The 21,184-nt window shown below is 48.2% G+C and carries 21 protein-coding genes; 9 read left to right on the top strand and 12 right to left on the bottom strand.

What is annotated here, in order from left to right:
- Positions 1–203 precede the first annotated feature (203 nt).
- Positions 204–572 carry an endonuclease domain-containing protein gene (locus E1919_RS20800; protein ID WP_162055350.1) on the top strand — a complete coding sequence of 123 codons (369 nt, stop codon included), beginning with the start codon at positions 204–206 and terminating at the stop codon, positions 570–572.
- 47 nt (positions 573–619) lie between these two features.
- Here E1919_RS20800 and rimO read toward each other — a convergent pair whose 3' ends face one another.
- The 7 genes from rimO to E1919_RS20765 form a co-directional block, all read right to left on the bottom strand.
- Positions 620–1,933 (bottom strand): 30S ribosomal protein S12 methylthiotransferase RimO, encoded by a 1,314-nt coding sequence (gene rimO / locus E1919_RS20795; RefSeq protein WP_162055349.1) that lies wholly within the window; start codon positions 1,931–1,933, stop codon positions 620–622.
- A 3-nt stretch (positions 1,934–1,936) separates the two neighbouring features.
- Positions 1,937–2,476: a carboxypeptidase-like regulatory domain-containing protein gene (locus tag E1919_RS20790; protein WP_162055348.1), complete on the bottom strand. Its 540-nt coding sequence runs from the start codon at positions 2,474–2,476 to the stop codon at positions 1,937–1,939.
- 11 nt (positions 2,477–2,487) lie between these two features.
- The gene (gene ftsY, locus E1919_RS20785; protein WP_162055347.1) at positions 2,488–3,444 is read right to left on the bottom strand and encodes a signal recognition particle-docking protein FtsY; all 957 of its coding nucleotides are present in this window, start codon (positions 3,442–3,444) and stop codon (positions 2,488–2,490) included.
- Between the two features lie 109 nt (positions 3,445–3,553).
- Positions 3,554–3,706: a DUF4295 domain-containing protein gene (locus tag E1919_RS20780; RefSeq protein WP_089319827.1), complete on the bottom strand. Its 153-nt coding sequence runs from the start codon at positions 3,704–3,706 to the stop codon at positions 3,554–3,556.
- Positions 3,707–3,708: 2 nt separating this feature from the next.
- Positions 3,709–3,897: a 50S ribosomal protein L33 gene (gene rpmG / locus E1919_RS20775; RefSeq protein WP_115566930.1), complete on the bottom strand. Its 189-nt coding sequence runs from the start codon at positions 3,895–3,897 to the stop codon at positions 3,709–3,711.
- 473 nt (positions 3,898–4,370) lie between these two features.
- A complete protein-coding gene (gene rpmB / locus E1919_RS20770; RefSeq protein WP_115566929.1) occupies positions 4,371–4,610 on the bottom strand; it encodes a 50S ribosomal protein L28 in 240 nt (79 codons plus the stop codon).
- A 134-nt stretch (positions 4,611–4,744) separates the two neighbouring features.
- A complete protein-coding gene (locus tag E1919_RS20765) occupies positions 4,745–4,918 on the bottom strand; it encodes a DUF5522 domain-containing protein (protein WP_162055346.1) in 174 nt (57 codons plus the stop codon).
- Between the two features lie 157 nt (positions 4,919–5,075).
- On the opposite strand from E1919_RS20765, the gene E1919_RS20760 reads away from it, so the two are divergent.
- The 4 genes from E1919_RS20760 to E1919_RS20745 all read left to right on the top strand — a co-directional run bounded on the left by E1919_RS20760 (position 5,076) and on the right by E1919_RS20745 (position 8,835).
- Positions 5,076–5,390, top strand: coding sequence for a hypothetical protein (locus tag E1919_RS20760; protein WP_162055345.1), 315 nt, complete (start codon positions 5,076–5,078; stop codon positions 5,388–5,390).
- 146 nt (positions 5,391–5,536) lie between these two features.
- Positions 5,537–6,778 carry an ornithine--oxo-acid transaminase gene (gene rocD, locus E1919_RS20755; protein ID WP_162055344.1) on the top strand — a complete coding sequence of 414 codons (1,242 nt, stop codon included), beginning with the start codon at positions 5,537–5,539 and terminating at the stop codon, positions 6,776–6,778.
- 231 nt (positions 6,779–7,009) lie between these two features.
- Positions 7,010–7,981 carry a porphobilinogen synthase gene (hemB, locus tag E1919_RS20750; RefSeq protein WP_162055343.1) on the top strand — a complete coding sequence of 324 codons (972 nt, stop codon included), beginning with the start codon at positions 7,010–7,012 and terminating at the stop codon, positions 7,979–7,981.
- Between the two features lie 329 nt (positions 7,982–8,310).
- Positions 8,311–8,835: a hypothetical protein gene (locus E1919_RS20745; RefSeq protein WP_162055342.1), complete on the top strand. Its 525-nt coding sequence runs from the start codon at positions 8,311–8,313 to the stop codon at positions 8,833–8,835.
- 132 nt (positions 8,836–8,967) lie between these two features.
- Here the strand turns inward: E1919_RS20745 and E1919_RS20740 are convergent, their stop codons facing one another.
- A complete protein-coding gene (locus E1919_RS20740; RefSeq protein ID WP_162055341.1) occupies positions 8,968–9,990 on the bottom strand; it encodes an IS110 family RNA-guided transposase in 1,023 nt (340 codons plus the stop codon).
- Between the two features lie 287 nt (positions 9,991–10,277).
- Between E1919_RS20740 and E1919_RS20735 the strand changes: the two genes are divergently transcribed.
- From E1919_RS20735 to E1919_RS20720, 4 genes are all read left to right on the top strand, one after another.
- Positions 10,278–10,901: a WD40/YVTN/BNR-like repeat-containing protein gene (locus tag E1919_RS20735; protein WP_162055340.1), complete on the top strand. Its 624-nt coding sequence runs from the start codon at positions 10,278–10,280 to the stop codon at positions 10,899–10,901.
- Positions 10,902–11,302: 401 nt separating this feature from the next.
- Complete coding sequence (locus E1919_RS20730) at positions 11,303–11,641, top strand: hypothetical protein (protein WP_162055339.1); 339 nt, start codon at positions 11,303–11,305, stop codon at positions 11,639–11,641.
- Positions 11,642–11,664: 23 nt separating this feature from the next.
- Positions 11,665–12,636 (top strand): alpha/beta hydrolase, encoded by a 972-nt coding sequence (locus E1919_RS20725; protein ID WP_317168251.1) that lies wholly within the window; start codon positions 11,665–11,667, stop codon positions 12,634–12,636.
- Between the two features lie 334 nt (positions 12,637–12,970).
- Positions 12,971–16,747, top strand: coding sequence for a S8 family serine peptidase (locus tag E1919_RS20720; protein WP_162055337.1), 3,777 nt, complete (start codon positions 12,971–12,973; stop codon positions 16,745–16,747).
- Positions 16,748–16,893: 146 nt separating this feature from the next.
- Here the strand turns inward: E1919_RS20720 and E1919_RS20715 are convergent, their stop codons facing one another.
- The 4 genes from E1919_RS20715 to E1919_RS20700 all read right to left on the bottom strand — a co-directional run bounded on the left by E1919_RS20715 (position 16,894) and on the right by E1919_RS20700 (position 20,832).
- Complete coding sequence (locus E1919_RS20715) at positions 16,894–17,271, bottom strand: co-chaperone GroES (protein WP_162055336.1); 378 nt, start codon at positions 17,269–17,271, stop codon at positions 16,894–16,896.
- A gap of 16 nt (positions 17,272–17,287) precedes the next feature.
- On the bottom strand, positions 17,288–17,815 hold the full coding sequence (locus E1919_RS20710) for a hypothetical protein (RefSeq protein WP_162055335.1): 528 nt from the start codon (positions 17,813–17,815) through the stop codon (positions 17,288–17,290).
- A 123-nt stretch (positions 17,816–17,938) separates the two neighbouring features.
- The gene (locus tag E1919_RS20705; RefSeq protein WP_162055334.1) at positions 17,939–19,111 is read right to left on the bottom strand and encodes a homogentisate 1,2-dioxygenase; all 1,173 of its coding nucleotides are present in this window, start codon (positions 19,109–19,111) and stop codon (positions 17,939–17,941) included.
- Between the two features lie 59 nt (positions 19,112–19,170).
- The gene (locus E1919_RS20700; RefSeq protein ID WP_162055333.1) at positions 19,171–20,832 is read right to left on the bottom strand and encodes a S41 family peptidase; all 1,662 of its coding nucleotides are present in this window, start codon (positions 20,830–20,832) and stop codon (positions 19,171–19,173) included.
- Positions 20,833–21,184: the final 352 nt, after the last annotated feature.

Below are 21,184 nucleotides of genomic sequence, written 5' to 3'. Positions count from 1 at the left end.
AGTATCCTCGTTGCCAAATCCTCTACACGACGGCTGATACGCCGGTCGCTGAATATGTCACCGCTCATTTGCTCCTTTTAGAACAGAGAACAAATGCGCCTCAAAGTTTGTGTCCTAATCGTAGCCTAAAAACAGGAGGGGGATTTTCATTAGGAACGGATTTATAGAAACTGGTTCTTGTACAACAACACACATATCCTAATATGAGGAAAGACCAACTGCACAGTATACCGAACCTAAAAGAGCAACGGGCAGTGTTGCGAAACAATATGACACCAGCTGAGGAAGAACTTTGGAGGCTGTTACGAAAGCACAAACTTAGTGGGCATAAGTTCAGAAGGCAGCACAGTATAGGCAGTTATATTGTCGATTTCTACTGCGCATCCGAAAAACTGGTGATTGAAGTGGATGGTTCTGTGCATGACTCAGCAGAAGCTGTAGCCAATGATAAAGTACGTGACGAGACGCTGCAACATTTAGGTTACAAAATCGTCCGCATCAGAAACAGCGAAGTGTTTGATTACCCAGAACAAGTTCTAAAAAGAATAGCTGCAGCTTTCGAAAACAAATAATAAAAAAAGAACCCCCCTCCTGTTTTTAGGAGGGGGCAGGGGGAGGTTTAGTTTACCACCTCCCCATACAGGTCAAAGTCAGAGGCGTCGGTGATTTTTACATTGGCAAAATCTCCTAAGCGGACGTAATTGCTGTCGGCTGGTACAAGTACTTCATTGTCTACTTCCGGGGAGTCATACTGCGTGCGGCCAACGAAATAGCCACTTTCTTTGCGGTCGAAAAGTACTTTGTAGGTCTTGCCGATTTTCTCCTCATTCAGCTCAACGGATATACCTTGCTGCAGCTCCATGATGGCGTCGGCACGGTCCTGCTTTACTTCTTCCGGCACATTGTCTTCCAGAGTAAAGGAATGCGTGTTGTCCTCATGGGAGTAGGTGAAGATACCGAGTCTGTCGAATCGTGTCTCTTCTACCCAGTCATACAGTTCCTGGAAATCCTGGTCTGTCTCGCCCGGGTGACCGGCGATGAGGGTTGTTCTTAAAGCGATGTCCGGCACACGCTGACGGATGGAGTCTACCAACTCAATCGTGCGGCGCTTGCTGATACCACGGCGCATGGTCTTCAGCATGTTATCCGAAATGTGCTGCAGCGGCATATCCAGGTACTTGCAGATGTTCTCGCGCTCGTTCATCACGTCGAATACATCCATCGGGAACTGCGATGGGTAGGCGTACTGCATGCGTATCCACTCAATGCCTTCCACATCCGACAAGTTGCGGAGCAGGTCAGCCAGCTTGCGTTCGCCGTAGTGCTGCAGGCCGTAGTAGGTCAGGTCCTGGGCAATCAGCACCAGTTCTTTGGTGCCCATGCCTGCCAGGCGCTTTGCCTCCTTCACCAGGTCCTCAATCGGGCGGTCTACGTGCTTGCCGCGCATCAGCGGAATGGCGCAGAACGAACAAGGGCGGTTACAGCCTTCGGCAATCTTAAAGTATGCGTAGTGCGAAGGCGTGGTAAGCAGGCGCTCTCCAATCAACTCATGCTTATAGTCCGCGTCCAGCTTTTTGAGCAGCTGCGGCAGCTCCAGGGTACCGAAGTAAGCATCCACCTGCGGTATCTCCAGCTCCAGCGACTCTTTGTAGCGCTGCGACAGGCAGCCTGTTACATACAGTTTGTCTATCTGTCCGGCTTCTTTGGCATCGGCATACCGCAAAATAGTGTCAATGGATTCCTGCTTGGCATTATCAATAAAGCCGCAGGTGTTTACGATGATGATGTTGGAATCGTCTTTGTCAGATTCGTGCGCCACATCAAACTCGTTGGCGCGCAGCTGTCCCATCAGTACTTCCGAATCCACTACGTTTTTGGAGCAACCTAATGTAATAACGTTTACCTTATCTTTTTTAAGTGTTCTTACTTTCACAGATTAATAGCTTGCATTGTAATTGATTAGAAACTCCACGTTTGTTACCTGCCCTTCCTGCACCTCCACCGGAAAAATATTGTTCTCCCCGTCGAAAAGGTTGGCATAAAAGCCCTGCTCCTCTTTGGTGAAAAGGCTATACCTGCCGGACTCCAGGCTAACCGCAAAGTTACCGTTAGCATCTGTAACAACCTGAGTCACTAAATTAGTTTGAATGTTGGTGTGAAAAACACCGTCTATGGTTTTGGCTTGATTGCCATTGGTGAGTTCGTAGACATATACCGTGCGTTGCACACCTCTGCCTTTGCTTGGGGGGGCATCCGGGGAAGGCATCTGGTTACCAGACTTTTCTATTACTTTGCCGGCAATACCTTGCTCTATCGGAGCCTGTTGCTCCTGCGCCTGTGCAGCGGCACTTGCATTCTGCCGCTGTGTATCTGGTTGCTCCATCTGTTCCTGATTTACCTGTGATTGAGAGGAGTGACTGGTGCCGTTGCAGAAAGAAAGCAACAGTGTTAGTGGCAGCAACAGAAGCTTCAGCATAGTATTGGGTATTAGCGTGAAAAGAAAGACTCTACAAACTCTTGTTTGTCGAACAGCTGTAGGTCCTCAATTTTCTCGCCAACTCCTATATACTTCACCGGAATTTTAAATTCATCTGAAATACCAATTACCACACCGCCTTTGGCTGTACCATCCAGCTTCGTTATCGCCAGGGCAGTTACGTCAGTGGCTTTGGTGAACTCACGGGCCTGCAGCAGGGCGTTCTGACCGGTGCTGCCATCGAGTACCAGCAATACCTCATGTGGGGTATCTTCTGTTACCTTCTGCATCACACGCTTTATTTTGGCAAGCTCGTTCATCAGGCCTACTTTATTGTGCAGTCGCCCGGCCGTATCGATGATGACCACATCAGCGTTCATTTCTACGCCTTTCTTTACCGCATCGTATGCTACAGAGGCAGGGTCGGTGTTCATTCCATGCGAAACCACCGGCACACCCACGCGCTCGCCCCAGATAATGAGCTGGTCTACAGCCGCGGCACGGAAGGTATCGGCAGCGCCGAGTACTACCTTTTTACCTGCTTTGTGGAATTGAGCAGCCAGTTTCCCGATGGTGGTTGTTTTACCTACACCGTTTACGCCTACCACCATGATCACGTAAGGCTTGATGCCTTCAGGCAGTTCAAAGTCAGCACCGTCGCCGGAGTTATTCTCCTCCAGCAGCGCCGCTATCTCCTCGCGCAGAATGCGGTCCAGCTCCTCGGTATTTACATACTTGTCGCGGGCCACGCGCTTCTCAATGCGGTTAATGATTTTCACCGTTGTCCCCACGCCCACATCGGCATGCACCAGGATTTCCTCCAACTCATCTAGCACATCTACATCAACCGTAGATTTACCGACAACTGCTTTGCTTAGCTGGCCAAAGAAGCTACTCTTGGTTTTCTCTAAACCTTTGTCCAGCGATTCTTTTTTCTTCTCTTTGCCGAAAAAATCGAAAATGCCCATACCGATGATTTTGTAAGGATGAAAAGCTCGGGTGAAACGGTAATATACTAAAAAAGTCCCACTGATGGGACTTCTTCATGTAATCTATCTATACAGTAGAGTAGGCTTACTACTTCTTCAAGTACTCCTGTACTTTGTCTACAGGCACCATTTCTTCTTTAAAGCTATAAGCACCAGTTTTTGGAGACTTCACAGCTTTGATCACTTTTGCCCAGTCTTTACCTGTGGCGGTTTTTAGGGTTGCAACTACCTTCTTAGCCATGGTTATTTAATTTCTTTATGTACAGTTACTTTCTTCAAATTCGGGTTATACTTCTTAAGCTCTAAACGCTCAGTCGTATTCTTTCTGTTCTTGGTAGTGATGTACCTTGAAGTTCCAGGTATGTCAGTAGTCTTCTGCTCTGTACACTCCATAATAACCTGGATTCTATTACCTTTTGCTTTTTTAGCCATCTCTATTCGTAATTTTTTATTTGGGACTGCAAATATAAATGCTTAAATCTCTAATTACAAACAATGTAAAATATTTATTGTGAAAGACTTTGCCGTCGCTTCACATGTTTTACATGCATCCGTAACACGAACAGGATTAGCTTAGTTTCAGGAGAAAGCCACACAACATGCACGGCTTATAAATACCAACGCTTTGTTAATCTAAAGCCGCGGCAAATCTCTGTAACTGCATGGCAAAACCAGGCAATTAAGGCTAAATTACCTTCCCCATGCCATCGCCTGCATGCGGAACGGTTCCTGAAGTAAGAGATAAAACGGCAACGGAGCGAGGTGCAGTTATAGCTGTATCACCCCTCTCCGTTGCCGGTAATTTTTATCTAATTATCAGATGGCTTTCCGGATGAAATGCATACTGCTATAAGCCCGTGAGGCTTGAAAAGCGGCAACAACACAACCAGAGTGCGGCCTGAATGCTAGAACAGGATATGGCCTTGCTCTACTGCTTTCTTCAACACGGCAGAAATACCGTTCTTGTTGATTGTTCTGATTGCAGATGTAGAAACTTTAAGTGTTACCCATGCATCCTCTTCAGGGATGTAGAAACGCTTCTTCTGAAGGTTTGGATAAAACTTACGCTTCGTCTTATTGTTAGCGTGAGATACGTTGTTACCTACGCGTGGTCTTTTTCCTGTTATGTCGCAAACTCGTGCCATCTTGTATTTTCTTCTTAATTATTTCAATAGGGGTGCAAATATCCTAAAAAGGATACAGAAAATCAAAGCTATAGGAAATATTTTTCCTGAAAATGTGTACAAAGCCGCTGCAATGCGGCTACAGGTAACAGATTTTATACTTTTTTCTGCTGCGCTGCCTCCTGCTGCTTCTTCCTGAAGCCATAAGGACAGTGCTTACAACCGTTCTGGCAGCAGTAGCCGCGCTTCAGGTGATACCTCGCAGTAAACACCATCAGGCCCTGTTCGTTCAGGTAATAATCTTCTCCTTCTGTTAATTTCTGGCTCAAACTATAGTGTTATATTCAGTAAGTGTACAAATATCAGCAATAATAAAGCCGAAGCCAAAACGGGCCTGCCCAACACCACCTACCTGTGTGCGTACGTTATAGTTCTATAGGCCATTAGCTGCCATCAACTTAACGCGCAAGCAACAACCAGATGTCTATGCCACAGTACAGCACCTTCAGCGAAGCCATCGCCGCCATGCGCGACCGTGGTTACATCCATACCTTTACCATCCAGAAAGGCGAACTCTTCTGCCCTGAACTCAGCATGACTGTTCCGCCGGAGCAACTTACGCTGATAGAGCGCCACGAGGTCCCTTCTCCTGACACGATTTCTGGTACCCGCGAAGTGTTCGGCTTACGCGCCGGCGACCTGACGCTGGGGCTGATGACCAGCACCTATGGGGAGTATGACGCGGAGGGCTTTGAGGCGGTGTTCAGACGTTTTAAAACAACAAAAGGGAAAAGTGCTTGAGCTTGCCCCGGAGCTACAAAGTTTTGAACCACACCCAGAATCACTACTTTTACAACAATAAAAGATAAAATCTGTAGTAAAAAAGACGGCAGGCTTTCAGCAAGGCCTGCACCTGAGAACTCCGGAAAAAACGAAACCCCATAACTATGAACACGCTAACAATTACCTCCAGCCAACAGGCCATCGACACCGAGCATCAGTATGGCGCCCACAATTATCACCCGCTGCCGGTGGTGCTGAACCGTGGCGAAGGTGTATATCTCTGGGATGTGGAAGGAAAGCGCTACTACGATTTCCTGTCGGCTTACAGCGCGGTGAACCAGGGTCACTGCCACCCAAAAATCATTAATGCCTTGATTGAGCAGGCACAGCAACTCACCCTCACGTCACGTGCTTTTTATAATGACAAGCTGGGTGCCGCAGAAAAATACATCTGCGACTACTTTAAGTATGACAAGGCATTGTACATGAACTCGGGTGCCGAGGCCGTGGAAACAGCCATAAAGCTGGCGCGCAAGTGGGGCTATATGAAAAAAGGCATCGCGCCGCATAAAGCTGAGATTATAGTGGTTGACCATAACTTCCATGGCCGCACCACCGGTATCATCTCCTTCTCCACAGACCCTGACTCTACCAAAGGCTTTGGCCCTTATATGCCGGGTTACAAAGTTATTCCTTACAACGATGTGGAGGCACTGCACCAGACATTTAAAGAGAACCCGAACATCTGCGCCTTTATGGTGGAGCCTATACAGGGCGAGGCGGGCGTAGTGGTGCCAGACGAAGGCTACCTGGCGAAGGTGCATGCCCTGTGTAAGGAGTTTGATGTGCTCCTGATAACGGATGAGATTCAGACAGGTATCGGGCGCACCGGCAAGCTGCTGGCCAGCTATTATGACGATGTGAAAGCGGATATCCTGGTACTTGGTAAAGCGCTTTCCGGCGGTGTGTTACCAGTTTCCTGTGTGCTGGCAGATGATGACATCATGCTGTGCATACAGCCAGGGGAGCATGGCTCTACCTTTGGTGGTAACCCGCTGGCTGCCGTAGTGGCCATTGCCGCGCTGGAGGTGATTGAGAACGAACAGTTAACAGAGAATGCCAACAGGTTGGGTGAGCTGTTCCGGGAGCGCATGCGCCGCCTGATGGCCAAACGCCCGGAACTGGTAACGCTGGTGCGCGGCCGGGGCTTACTCAACGCTATTGTAGTAGAGCCTACCGTTGATGGCCGCACTGCTTGGGATGTATGCGTGGCCCTGAAAGACAAAGGACTGCTGGCCAAACCCACCCACGGCGACATCATCCGTTTTGCTCCGCCACTGGTCATGACGGAAGCGCAACTGCAGGAATGCTGCGATATAATAGAGGAAGTAATCATGGGCTTCTAAAGCTGCCTTCAGGTACGAAACCTAAGATAGTTTAAAGTATAAAAGGCGATGCTGCTACAGGCGGTGTCGCCTTTTATATTGTGACAGGGGCCAATGCATAGGTTGGCGCACGCTCAATAAGTGATGCACTGCTAAAGTCATATCAACCCTACAACAATTTAGCAATCAACAATTAACACGTACCTTTGCAGCAATTTGATTTGAAACATTTTCCTGTAAAGCATTTTACTTATGAACAGAAGACCAAGACGTAACCGCCAGAACGAGGTGATTCGCAATATGGTGCAGGAAACAAGCCTGAGCCTCCACGACTTTATTTTCCCGCTTTTTATTATAGATGGCCAGAACCAGCGCGTTCCCATCCACTCCATGCCGGGCATCTCCCGCTTCTCCATCGACACGCTGCTGGAAGAAATAGGAGCCTGCGTAGACTTAGGCTTAAAAGCTTTCGCGCCATTTCCGGGTATGCCGGAGAAGTCAAAAGACAAGTATGCCACTGAGAGCCATAACCCCGACAACCTGTTCGCCAGGGCCATCCGGGAGGTGAAGAAGAATTTCCCGGACGTGGTACTGGTAACCGACGTAGCCATGGACCCTTACAGCTCCGACGGCCACGATGGCATTGTGGAGAACGGCGAAATCCTGAACGACGAAACACTGGAGGTATTGGGCAAAATGGCCCTGACGCAGGCGCAGGCTGGTGCTGATATTGTGGCACCGTCGGATATGATGGATGGCCGCGTAGGGCACATCCGGCGTGTGCTCGACGAGAATGGTTTCCAGAAAGTGGCCATCATGAGCTACACCGCCAAGTATGCGGGTGCTTTTTACGGCCCCTTCCGCGATGCCCTGGATTCTGCCCCTAAGATGGGCGACAAGAAGACATACCAGATGAACCCGGCCAACAGCCGCGAAGCCCTAATTGAGGCAGAGCTGGACACGGCCGAGGGCGCTGATTACCTGATGGTGAAACCCGCTCTCGCCTATTTAGATATTATCAAGCTGCTACGCGAAAACTCGCACCTGCCTATTGCCGCCTACAACGTGAGTGGGGAGTATGCCATGGTCAAAGCGGCTGCCGAAAGAGGTTGGATAGACGGAGAAAAGGCGATGATAGAGACCTTAATCAGCATCAAGCGAGCCGGTGCCGACGTGATTCTGTCTTATTTTGCCAGAGAGTATGCGCAGTACCTGAAGAAGTAATCTCACCCACTACAAATAGTACTTTAGAAAGCACACCAGCCCCGGTTGGTGTGCTTTTGTTTTTTTAGTATACTCTCCTGCTACTCTAGAAAATAAACAAGTAGCTGTACCTATTATTTAATCAACTATATATAGTATATTCGTTAGTGCGGTTCCGTTTATACGACACCTATTGGGCGGCTAAACGGAATAACTCCTTATATCCAATAGTTAGGTCGAATTTAATTTATGAAAGCATAATTGGGAGACTTAAAGCCCATAGAGCGAATGCAACTTCAACTTAATTAAGAGAATTCGGCAATGATTATTTATGATACATGTCTAGAAAAATGGTTTTCCGATTCAATGTCAAAGCAGCATTATCAACAGTCTTTATAAGCATTATATCCCTTACTACTGCTTTCAGCCAAGAGGTTAAATTCATAGAATTGGAGTATAGCACCGCAGTCAGACCGGATAATGCTCATGTTAAAGTCTATATTTCTCAAGGTACGGGCAGTTCCTACAGTCTAAAGGTAGAATCCTCATCTCTGTGGCTAAAACTAAACCCTGAATCTCTAAAGCCAGAAGTTAAGCCTAAAGAGAAGGAAATAACCATAACAGAAGAGCAGTTCCAAAAGATTATTAATTCTGTACAGAGTATTAAACAGGCGGATCTTATTGGTGGCCCACACCCTTCTCTGTTAGATGGGTCAAGTTGTTCAGTTTCCTTTGGAACGCTCGGCTCATCCATCTCTTACCAGGTAAATACGCCTACCTACGAAACTGACAAAAGAAAGCTTAGTGATTATATGAAAGCATATAAACTTATTCTTGAGACAGCTAAATTGGATCCTGATTCAATTCTTGATTAGTGAATAGCTACTAACACATTAATGCCATAGAAAAAAATAGACCTAACAAGATGTAAACGCCAGCCTTCGGCTTAATGCCTAGTCCGCCGCTTACATAAAGCCGAAATCTATGAGTAAAACAAGGGTTCAGCACTAAGAATTGTTCAATCTCACTTCATATGGTGTCCCTCGTTTTACCACGGCTACAATCTGGTGGAGCAGCTTGTTTCTGACAGCATTCAGCACGCTCATCTTGCTTTTTCCTTCCCCGACTTTCCGCTCGAAATAGGTCTTGAGCTCCTGATTATAGCGGACACTGTTCATGGCTGCCATGTGCAGCACATGCTTGAGCTCTTTGTTGGCGAATTTGAATATGCCCGTTTTGCCCATCACGCTCGTCCCGCTCCTGTACTCGAAGGGAGCCACCCCGCAGTAGCAGGCAAGTTTTCTGCCGTCTTCCATTTTGGTGAAGCCCTGGGTATAGACCAGAAGGGAAATGGCAAGCACCTTACCCACACCTTTCACTGAGGTGAGCAGGTCGTACTTGCGCTTTAGTTCTGTGTCCTTCTCAATGAATTGCTGCATTTTTTCCTCTACCTGCTCCATGCTTTTTTCCAGCCCCTTAATGGCCTTTCTGTTCACCTGCTCCAGCGTCTTGCCAGAGACAGGGTCCACCTGCAGCAGCTCTTTTATGGTGACTTTAAGGCTCTGCAAAGCCTTAAGCAGTCTGCCCCTGTTTGCCTGCAAGTCCTTTAGCCTTTCCAGAGTAACGCCCGAAAGAGAGAGGCACTGCGCCTCTTTCTGGTGCAGAAGGGCGTAGCGGGCGATCCTTTGTGCATCCACCTTGTCGTCCTTACCCCTGACCATACCGATGCTCCTTTTTATCTGCAGGGCGCTCTCCATCCATACCCGCACATCACGGGCCAGCAGGTCGTGCACCAGTTGGCGGGTGTAGAGGCCAGTGTGCTCCATGCAGCACAGCGTTTCTTTTCCTGCCTCACAGCCCTGCTGCTTGAGCCATGCTTTCATGCGCTTGAAACCGCTGGTGTTGTTGTTGAACTTCTGGTGGAGCATTCTGCCATCGCTGCAGCCAGCCAGGCACACGTCCAGGCTGTCCTTGGAAACGTCAACACCCAGAATGAAGGCGGGTGCTTGGGAATCAATAGGCTTTTCCATATCTTTCAATAGGTTGTGCAAGCGGTGAATCTAAACCTTTATAATGGGCCCATGCGTCCCGAAAATCTATATGACCCCTGCCTGCGGGTTAGTAAATAAAGCAGCCAGACTGATTCGGCTTTTAGACCCTGTTCGCCTTGTTAGCGTGTAGTGCCCTGGCTGCTCTTCAGGTAGAGGTAAAAGTTACTCCTATACCTGGTAATATGAAAGTATAGCTATTGGAAAAATTATATAGCGCTAATCTAAAGGTTGGCAATTATAAAATCAATAAAACTATAAATTCATCTATGAAAAGACTAACAAAGCTTTACGCCCTCCTTATCTTACTGCTAGTTCTGCAATCGTGCAAATCAGATGATGTTCCGCCCCAGGTCCAATGGGAAAAGATGGAGTTTGAAGACCAAGGCTCCATCTATAGTATCCACGGGTCTTTAGGCGAGAGCATGCTTTTAGGCACTAGTCGCGCAATCCTGAAATTAACAGATAATGGGAGAAGCATAAGAGAAGTATTACCCGTTGACATTCAAATTAGTGAATTCATGCAGTATGGTGATACGCTCTATGCTATATCCGTCTGGAAGAACTATTATTCACTAGATGAAGGTGAGACATGGCAAGAGAAGAACAGGGGTTTTACCCCTTCCTATACTAACGAGTTCAAAGACTCTCGCAACGTATTTTACAATCATGTCTCAATCGTTACGCAGGGACACATACGGACTCCTAGCATGATAATGAAGTCTCACGATAGTGGTGCCAACTGGGAAAATATCTTTCCATACAAACATATTGTAAATTCCATGCACTTAGATAACAAAGACAGGTTGTATCTAGGTGCCAATGCAGAGGAGTGGGGTTCCGGAGCTATTCCAGGCTCCAGAAAAGCAATCCTGTACTATACGAAGAAGTAAACCACGCTTGCCAACAACAGCTATAGAGTACTTAAAGCACTTTATAGCCCAACCGTTAGCGGGTGTAGTGGTTCTATAGATACGCTACACTACTATAGTTTCTAAATCTTGTATTCTTCTCAGGATGATAAATTCCATGCTGTTTCCTTTAAATGCAGAACAGCTGATTCCATAAATTGGAGGTGGATTTATGGATAACTCTGTCGAGTTACCCACAAGTCCACCTCTGTGGTAATAGCATTAACCTGAGATAGGTTCAAAAGGCAAATTGTAGCGCATCTATAGAACCTTCACAATCTCTCCTAAGTCAGAGTAAAAGCAACAGGCTATACTTTTACGCCAGCAACGCCAACCCATAGCCAACTTCATTTGTCAACATCCACCAGTCAAACCCTATCTCAATGAATAAGAGCAAAAGCATCATATTAGCTTTAACCTTGGCTGTTACAGCATTATTCGGTTTCAAACAGTACGAGCAAGTCGCTTTGAAGGAAACGATGACAGTCATCGTGTCAAATAGAGGGAGCAGTATGCTTGTTAATATCTCTATAGCAGGGGATAAGAGCAGCTTTGTACAAAAACGAATCAAGGCTGAAAATAAACATGATTACTCTGGTGCACTTCGAATAATAAAGGAGCATCAGGATAAGGGATGGCAAATCAAGAACAGCAGCTACGCAACAAGTATTGAGCCTGACTCTGACCAGGACTATTATATGTACTTCTTTTTAGAAAGATGAACTGAATAGCATCAAAATAGAACATAACTGCCCAACCTCATTTAAACAAAAGTAAAGTCACCAGGTCTATTCACCCAGTTATGCCAAGCATTACTTATCATATCACAATGTTTGTTCTCAAACTCAAAGGAGTGAAAGAGACCTTCTCCAAAACGCCGATTGATGTGAAGCGGCTAAGGAAAGATGATATCCATGTTCCATCTGAAAAGCTTTTATCGGGGGCTTCAGCAACTGCCATCAAGATTGAGAAGACTGCCGTTACAGAAATAGGTCCTTCAAAAGCTCCAACTTCCGAATTTCTGCTCCTCTATTGCCCCGGAGGCGCTTTTGTGTACGGACCGACAGAACTGAACTGGAAAAGTATTGCGCACCTGGTAGAAAGTACGCAGACAAAAGCCTGGCTGGTTGATTACCCTAAAGCTCCGGAAGCTAAAATCCAGGAAATAACGGCCAGCATCGACAGGGTTTATGCTGAGGCTTTGAAAAGCTATTCTTCATCCAATATTATTCTATTAGGGGATTCTGTAGGTGGGAATTTGGTAATATCGTTAGTGCAGCGGTTAATTGAGGCTGGTGATGCTCATCCAGAAAAACTAATTCTCATATCCCCGGTTTTAGACGCGAGCATGTCTCATCCAGAAATTGACAGCATCGATAAAATTGATCCAATTTTAAGCAAAAGTGGTGTACTGTCTGCCAAAAGAATGTGTGCAGTAGATATGGATTTAAAGGACCCAATGATTTCCCCACTATACGGAAGTTTCAGAAACTTCCCTTCTACGCATATGTTCATAGCACAAAACGATATCATGATGCCGGACCAAAAGCTGGCTGTTCACAAAATGCTAGAAGAAAATGTAGAGGTAGAAGTTATTGAAGGCAAAGGCATGCCCCATATATGGCCGCTTCTTCCTGTCATGAGTGAAGCTAAATCCGCCTTAACAAAAGTCGGGGCGATCATTCAGTACACCATAAACACAAACAAACACCTATAACAGGCTTGTATTTAACAATAGTGTAGGAGGCCCTGTACATTTGCTGCCAAACAAGAGCACCTGCCTGCAAAGCGGGAGCATGTTAAGCATATCATAGATTCATCTTATTCGGCAAACAGCATTTCAGGCTTAAAGCAGTTCAAAAGCTAAAAGCAATCCCCCCCTGAATTCACCTGAAAAACACCTCCGCTGCCGCAACATTCGTCACGGCAAAACAAAAGCTAATTATCTTTCTCTCAAGGCTGTAAATTCTTTGCCTAAATGGAACGTCTTTGCCATTATCGCGCTTTTGATGTAAATTGAGCATACTAAACTCTACCCAACCTGTTCGTTTATGAGAAGACTGAGCCTCTGGCTTTTGACCCTTGGGCTGGCAGCTGCTACTCCCGCACTTGCACAGCAAAATGTTACCCGTATCCAAACCAATATTAAGGCCTTACAGCAAATAGCCGTAGCCGCAGAAAAAGACTATAAAGCAGACCGGACCAGGGCAGTGAAACTGGCGCACGAAAAAGGGTGGGTTATACAGAAGACCTATAAAGACGGCACGTATATCTCGCTGCAAGGGCTTGATGCCAGGGGCGTGCCCATCTATTATATTACGTATAACAACTCCCGTGCAGCGGCTACCACCAAAACAGATCAGCTGTGGGCAGGTGGCTCACTTGGCCTTAGCCTGAGCGGGGCCAGTAATTCCGTCGCCTCTAAACTCGCGATGTGGGATGGTGGCCGCATCAGAGAAACGCACCAGGAGCTTAAAAAACGGGTGCAGCTAAAAGACGACGCGACTGAGGCCAGTGAGCATGCCACACACGTGGCCGGCACCTTAATAGCCAGTGGCATGAACGCAATGGCAAAAGGCATGGCTTACGGAGCCAACCTCCAGGCGTATGACTTTGACAATGACGAGGCAGAAATGGCCAAAGCCGCTGATAAACTACTGGTGTCGAACCACTCATACGGCTCTATTGCTGGCTGGCGCTATAACGATGACCGCGAAGGCACTGACGAAGATCCAAAATGGGAATGGTGGGGTGATAAGGACATAAGTGCTACAGAAGACTACCGGTTTGGCTATTATGATAAGCAAGCTGCCAGTTGGGATAAGATCGCCTACAATGCACCCTATTACCTGATTGTAAAATCTGCGGGAAATAACCGCAGCGATATAGGACCTGAAGCAGGCAAGCCGTATTTCCAGCGTAAGAGCGACGGAAAGTTTGAACTGGTAAAATCCCGGTTGTCCAGTTTGAGCAGTAATGATGGCTATGATATAATTTCTACAGCCGGAAATGCGAAGAATATCCTCTCAGTAGGTGCCGTAGCCCCTCTCCCTGACGGCTATACCCGGGCAGAAGATGTGAAGATTTCTGCCTTCAGCAGCTATGGCCCCACAGATGATGGCCGTATTAAACCAGACATTGTAGGAAATGGGTTAAATGTGCTTTCTAGCTCTTCCAGCAGCGACCGGGACTACAAAACGCTGAGCGGCACTTCCATGGCAGCGCCTAATGTTGCCGGCACACTGCTGCTCTTACAGGAACATTATGCCAACCTCAACAGCGGTAAAGTAATGCGTGCCGCCACACTCAAAGGCCTTGCCATACATACCGCTGACGAAGCAGGAGCAACTAAAGGGCCGGATTACATCTATGGATGGGGTCTCTTAAATGCTGAGCGGGCTGCTTCCCTGCTTTCCAACAGCAACGGCACACACCTGTTACAGGAAAAGTCTTTAGAGCAGGGGCAGTCGCAAACAATAGAAGTACGTGCTTCCGGCGCAGGGCCTTTAAAGGTAACTATTTCCTGGACTGACCCTGAAGGCAGTGTGACAACTGCAGGCGTGAATGCTTTGAATAACCGGACCCCGCGCCTGGTAAACGACCTGGACGTACGCGTAGCCAGTGCAGGCATTACTTACCTGCCCTGGATACTGGACCCTACTACACCCGACGCTGCTGCTAAAGCAGGCGATAACGTGGTAGACAACGTAGAGCAGGTTTTGATTGAGAATGCGGTACCCGGAAAAACGTATACTGTTACAATCAATCACAAAGGCACGCTAACAAAGGGACCGCAGGCATATTCGCTGCTCGTAAGTGGTGCAGGTGGTACAGCCGTTTGTGCCAGTGCCCCTACCTCTGATGCAGGCGCCAAAATAACGAGGTTTGCCATCGGCACAAAAGCTGTGACATCTAGTATTAATTGCACGACCTACCAGGAGCTGACAAGTAATATTTTCACCTTAGAGCCAGATCAGAGCGCCGCCCTGACGATTGCAACAGGCACCTGTGCTGCAGATGCACCGAAGGTTGCAAAGGTGTTTGCCGACTGGAACGGTGATGGTGATTTTGAAGATGCAGGCGAAACAGTAGCTACTTCTGGTGTATTGAACGGCGCAGAAACCTTTACAAGCGCCATTAAAGCCCCCGCTACCGCTGTAGTCGGGAACACAGTGCGCATGCGCGTGGTGCTGCAGGAGACGCAGCAGGCTGCCAGCGTAACTGCCTGCGGTAGTTACAGCCGCGGCGAAACGCAGGATTACCTCGTGCAGTTCTCGCAGCCGGGCAAAGACATCAGCGTAAACGCTGTCATGCCGATAGGCTCATCGCTATGTGCTACCTCGGAGCAAACGGCGGCAGTTATCATCCGGAACTTAGGTGCGGTGGCACAAACCAACATACCTGTCACCATAAGTGTGCGTGAAAACGGAACAGAGGTACAGCAGCTAACGGGTACCTATACAGGAACGTTAGCACCTTACGCAAAAGCAGAGTTGCTCCTCAATGATAGCTTTGCCACTGAGGCAGGCAAAACTTATGAACTGGTTGCACTTTCTAACTTACCGGGCGATGCCGTAACAACGAATAACCGGATGCAACGCACTTTTACCGTGCCGGAGAACATGGCAGCACCTATGAGTGCCTCGGCAGCCCGCTGTGGCGAGGCCCCGCACTATACGTTGACGCACGAGGGAGCAGGCACAATTTTCTGGTATAACTCCCCCACCGCCACACAGCCACTGGCAGCAGGCAACCAACTGCAGTTAGCTGCAAACCAGGTTCCCAACGGCAAGCTGTATGCAGCTTATAACGACTATGAAGGCACAGTAGGAGCAGCCAACAAGTCTTTTGCTACAGGTGGCGGTTATAACCAGTTTTCTCCGGATGTGCTTGTCACTACCCAAGCGCCGATGGTGCTTGAAACGGCGCGGCTCTACATTGGCCACGGCGGAAAGATAACATTCACAGCTTATGATGCGGATGGTTCTCCGGTGTCTTCCCGCACGCTGCAGGTTTCCCCGACACGCACTACTCCAGCTACTGGTCCTCAACCAGACGATCCGGCAGACCAGGGCGCTGTTTACTACTTGGGACTGGAATTGCCTGAGGCTGGTACTTACAACATCGCCATCTCTTACGAAGAGGGTGCTACCATCTTCCGGAACAATGCAGGTGTAAAAGGCTATCCGTTTGAAATACCGAATGTGTTTTCTATTACAGGTAACACCGCCACTAACTCTGACACTCATACGTCGCTGGACTACTATTATTATTTCTATGACCTGAAGGTGCGCGGCCTGGGCTGCAGAAGTGAGCGTGCAGAAGTAGAAATGGTAATCGGAGCGCCATTGGCACAGCCAGTGGTTTCGCGAAGCGGGCAGATGCTGGTATCGAGTGCGGCGGCGGGTAACCAGTGGTTCCTGGATGGCAAGGCAATAGAAGGAGCCGCAGGCAATGAAATAGCTCCTGAGGCAAGCGGAAACTATACGGTAGTGGTCACAGCAAACGGCTGCGTATCTGAGGCCTCTGCTGCGTTGCGCTTTGACTATGACACTTCTGAGCGTGGCGTGAGCGCTGAGTTGATGGCATTCCCGAACCCAAGTCAAAGCGGCCTGTTTAATTTTACAGTGGAGACGCAGGGCACAGAAGACATCTCCATTGAGGTATTGGACTTGTTGGGCAAGCAGGTATACACAGGTGCAGTAAAGCAATTCAACGGCCAGTACAGAGGTGAGATTGACCTGAAAATGCATTCTTCCGGTATGTACGTCCTGCGTGTGCAGCACGGTGATAAGCTGCAAACGAGAAAACTGCTCATCCGCCGCTAAGCCGTGTTTACATAAAACCAGAAAGAGCAGCCTGCACATGCAGGCTGCTCTTTCTGGTTTAGCACGAATTATAATGGCGCTGGAGCAACAGAAAAGGGCCACGTTTCTTTTAAAAGCGTGGCCCTTTTACAGATGAATAACAAACGTTACAAATCCTCTTCGCGCACCAGCATCAGCACCGCCGATTGTGGTACAATAAAATAGCGCTCTTCTAGATAGCTAATTTCGATGGCGTCGCGCTGCAGGTAAATGGCGAGGTCTCCCTCTTTGGCCTGTAGCGGAATATAGCGCACCTCTTCCTCCTCCCCTCCCCACGACTCATCCTCGTAGCCATAGTCTGCCGGAATCGGGTAGCCTGGGCCCACCTTCATGATGTAACCTTCCTGCACCTTCTCCTTTTGCTGCACTCCGGGCGGCAGGTAAAGGCCGCTCTTCGTCTGGTCGCGCACCGTCTTTGGCTTTATCAGTACCCGATCGCCAACAATAATGATCTTCTCTAATTTATTCTTTTCAGAAATCCTCATCGGTAATGTATGCATTTTATATGGGGTCTGCTGTCACTTTAAACCGCATGTCAGCCTTAATGGTTATATTACGGGAGACAGGTTTGGCCAGCGCCGCTTTTGTGCGGATGTTATACGTATCTCTTTTTATAAACTCATCGAGCGCAGCATTAGTTGACTTCAAATTTAGCGTAGTTGCGTTTGCCGGCACCTCGTCCAAGTACGCGATCATCACCTCGGCTTTATCCTCGCTTGAGATATAGATTTCAATTTTCTTCAGGAAGTTGAAATTCTCTTCCTGCGGATCGGTAATGGTCAGGTTCAAACTGTTTAATGTTACGTCTTTTACCAGTTCTGCGCGGGTCTTGTTGTTCTTAAACGTTTCTTCTGAGTTAGTGGTAACTGTGATGGGCGTAAGTGGCACCAGCGCTCCAACCGGAAAGTAAGACTCGATGGTGAAAGTCTCTTCCTCCTCTATGTAGAAGGTAAGCATATCATCTACTTTTTCACAGGCTACGGCAAAAAGAGAGAATAAAACGACTACTGCTAAAGAGATTTTTTTCATAAAATAAGGGTGAGATGTAAGTTAAAATGCAATTAGCGGCAGGGAGAACGGCTTTAACCGAACATCCCTGCCGCTAATTTACAAATGCCAGAGCATTTTACATTACATTTCTCTAATATATACTTATCCCTTGCCGTGCTCGTTCCAACTCATCGGGTAATTTTCGTCCATGTACTGCACCGCCTCCTCTGTCAGATGCAACGGCTTGAACGTATCCACCATCACGGCATACTCTTTTGTCTCTTTCTTGCCAATGCTTGCCTCTACTGTGCCCGGGTGCGGTCCGTGCGGAATACCGCCCGGATGCACTGTAAACGAAGCCCTATCCACTCCTTTGCGGCTCATAAAGTCGCCTTCCACATAATAGAGCACCTCATCAGAATCCACGTTGGAGTGGTTGTATGGGGCCGGAATAGATAGCGGGTGGTAGTCGAAGAGGCGCGGCACAAAGGAGCAGATAACAAAGTTGTGCGCTTCAAAGGTCTGGTGCACCGGCGGTGGCTGATGAATGCGGCCCGTGATCGGTTCAAAATCATAGATAGAGAACGCATAGGGGTAGAAGTATCCATCCCAGCCAACGGCATCAAAAGGGCTGAAGTCATAGTAGTACTGGTGCAGTTCCCCCTCCTTCTTTATCTGCACGAGCCTTTCACCGTGCTCTGATTCAGTGATGAGTTCCACAGGCGGCCGTATATCGCGCTCGCAGAACGGCGAGTGCTCCAGCAATTGCCCGAAATGGTTGCGGTAGCGGCGCGGCGTCTCCACCGGGCTGAAAGACTCTATGACCAGCAAGCGCACCTGCCCCGCATCGAACCTGAATTTATGGATAACGGTACGCGGAACCACAAGATAATCGCCGGGTTGAAACGGGATGCGCCCCATTTGCGTGAGCAGGTCGCCGGTTCCTTCGTGCACAAATATCACCTCATCTGCCTGCGCATTCTTGTAGTAATAATCCATTTCAGATTCCGATGGATTACAGATACTGATGGCCACATCGCTGTTGAAAAGCATGGTTTTGCGGGCGCTGAGGTAGTCATGACCTGTTGTTTCCACGTTTAAAGTGCGTAGGTGGTGCGGTGCCAGTTTTATACCTTCTGCCCTTTTAGGAGCGTAGGGTCTGGCCTCTCCGATACGGCTGATTTGTGTGGGCGGGTGTATGTGATACAGCAACGAGGAAACACCACTGAAACCAAGCGTGCCGACCAACTGCTCTGCATAAAGGCTGCCATCCGGCTGCCGGAACTGGGTGTGTCTTTTATGAGGAATCTCTCCTAACCGATAGTAATAAGCCATGCGATGGTGTTATGTTTATGGTTCAGACACAGTATACGCGCTGCTATACAGTGTTACGTTTACGCTCCGCCCTTCGCCAGGCTCATGGCCTGGTTAAAGTGCTTCAGGGCCTGCTGGAATTCCTCATCCGACTCGTGCAGCACCGGATAGAATCCTGTATTGCCATAAATACTGCGTGCTATAAACGCTTTTATATTATTACGTAGCAAATTTTTAGACCGTTTATATTCTTCCTCCTTGTAATCCACGTTTGCCGCATTCGCCATATTTACCACCTCCTGCAGCATCTTATCTGTTACCTGGAAGTTCCTGTAAAATTTCTCAAACGGCATCTTGTCCAGTTCCCTGCGGTGATCGCGGTAGTATTCAAGGGTGTATTCCCGAATGATGTTCTTGTTATACAACTCACTCAGGTAAGGTGAAAGCTCCATGGTGTCGCGGGCTACAAACACATCCGGCATAATACCGCCCCCACCATACACATCACGCCCACGCAGCGTCTGGTACTTCAGAGAGTCCACAAACAGGCTGCTGTCCGGGTGGAAGTATTCGCCGTTCTCGAAGCGGTGCATGATATCCATCTCGTACTCTTCGGCTCCGGCTGTGTAAGGCTTTTGGATAGAGCGGCCACTTGGCGTAAAATAACGGGATATCGTGAGGCGCAGCTCAGAACCATCGTTCAGCGGAATTGGCATCTGCACCAACCCTTTACCAAACGAACGGCGGCCCACAATCAATGCCCGGTCGTTATCCTGCAGCGCACCGGCCACAATCTCGGCGGCAGAGGCACTGCCTTCGTCCAGCAGCACGATGAGCGGTCCGCTCTCGAAGTCTCCTTTGGTGCGGGCATACGTCTTGGAATCGTACTTATTGCCTTTGCCATCGGTATATACAATCATTTTCTCGCCTGAAATAAACTCATCTGCCATCCGGATAGCATGGTCCATATAGCCGCCGGGATTACCGCGCAGGTCCAGAATAAGCCGCTGCAGCCCTTTGCGCTTCAGCTCTGTGAGCGCCTGCTTAAACTCCTCGTAAGTGTTAGCCGAGAACCGGCTCACTTTGATATAGCCTGTTCTATCGTCCACCATATACCCTACGTCCACTGAGTGTGTTGGTATTTTACTGCGCTGTATGGAGAAAGTGAGCGGCTTTTTGGTGCCCACTCGTTTAATAGTAAGATCTACTTTAGAACCTTTCGGCCCACGCAGCCGCTGAAAAACGCCCTCGTTGTTAATGCCGATACCGGCCACTTTATCTCCGTCTACTTCAATTATCTTATCTCCGGGCTGTATGCCTGCTGCCTCCGACGGGCCTCCGCTGAGCGGCGTGATGACGTAGATGGTATCCTTAATGATGTTGAACTCCACCCCGATGCCTTCAAAGTCTCCTTCCAGGTAAGAGCGGGCCATGGCAATTTCATCCGCCGGAATATAAGCCGTATGCGGGTCCAGTTTCTCCAGCATTTTGGTGATAGCAAAATCCGAGAGCTCTTCTATGTCCACGGTGTCCACATAATCGCGGTCTATATAGCTCAGGATATCCCGGAACTTCAGGTAGCTTTTAGCAGTGCCCTGTGGATTATTGCTGGAAGGCGAAAAGGTGGTAGCCCCTATCAGCACTCCCACAACCAGCGCCATCGCAATAAACAGCGGCAGCTTTATCTGAAATGGAGAATTCCGGACGTTTCTCTTTTCTTCCCCGTGCTCCATGTTATCCATATTCTTACAAATTAGAGGTCAATATACCTGTCTGCCCAAATGTACCACAGCAACCAGTGCTGCTGTCAAAAGAGGTGCCACAAGTTAATAAAATTATACAGAGGGGTTGTTTAGCTATACAAGCACACGTTGTGAAGGTTGCAAAGTATACCGGCTATATTACGCCCCCTCTGTATCTATAACACCATCTAATTTAAAATAATTTAATTTATACTGCATCTCCTTCATACTATTAAGCCCCACTTTTTAGATGTACCGCTTCATTTCATCGACGTAACCGATATAGAGCCTCAGAACAACAGATAAAAGTTTAGCTCTGCCAGCCACTGCAGGCAGATACTACAGAACATCG

The sequence above is a fragment of the Pontibacter pamirensis genome, assembly GCF_010015475.1.
GTDB lineage: Bacteria > Bacteroidota > Bacteroidia > Cytophagales > Hymenobacteraceae > Pontibacter > Pontibacter pamirensis.
The sequence above is the reverse complement of the archived record's forward strand: the minus strand, read 5'-3'. Positions and strand labels throughout refer to the sequence as shown.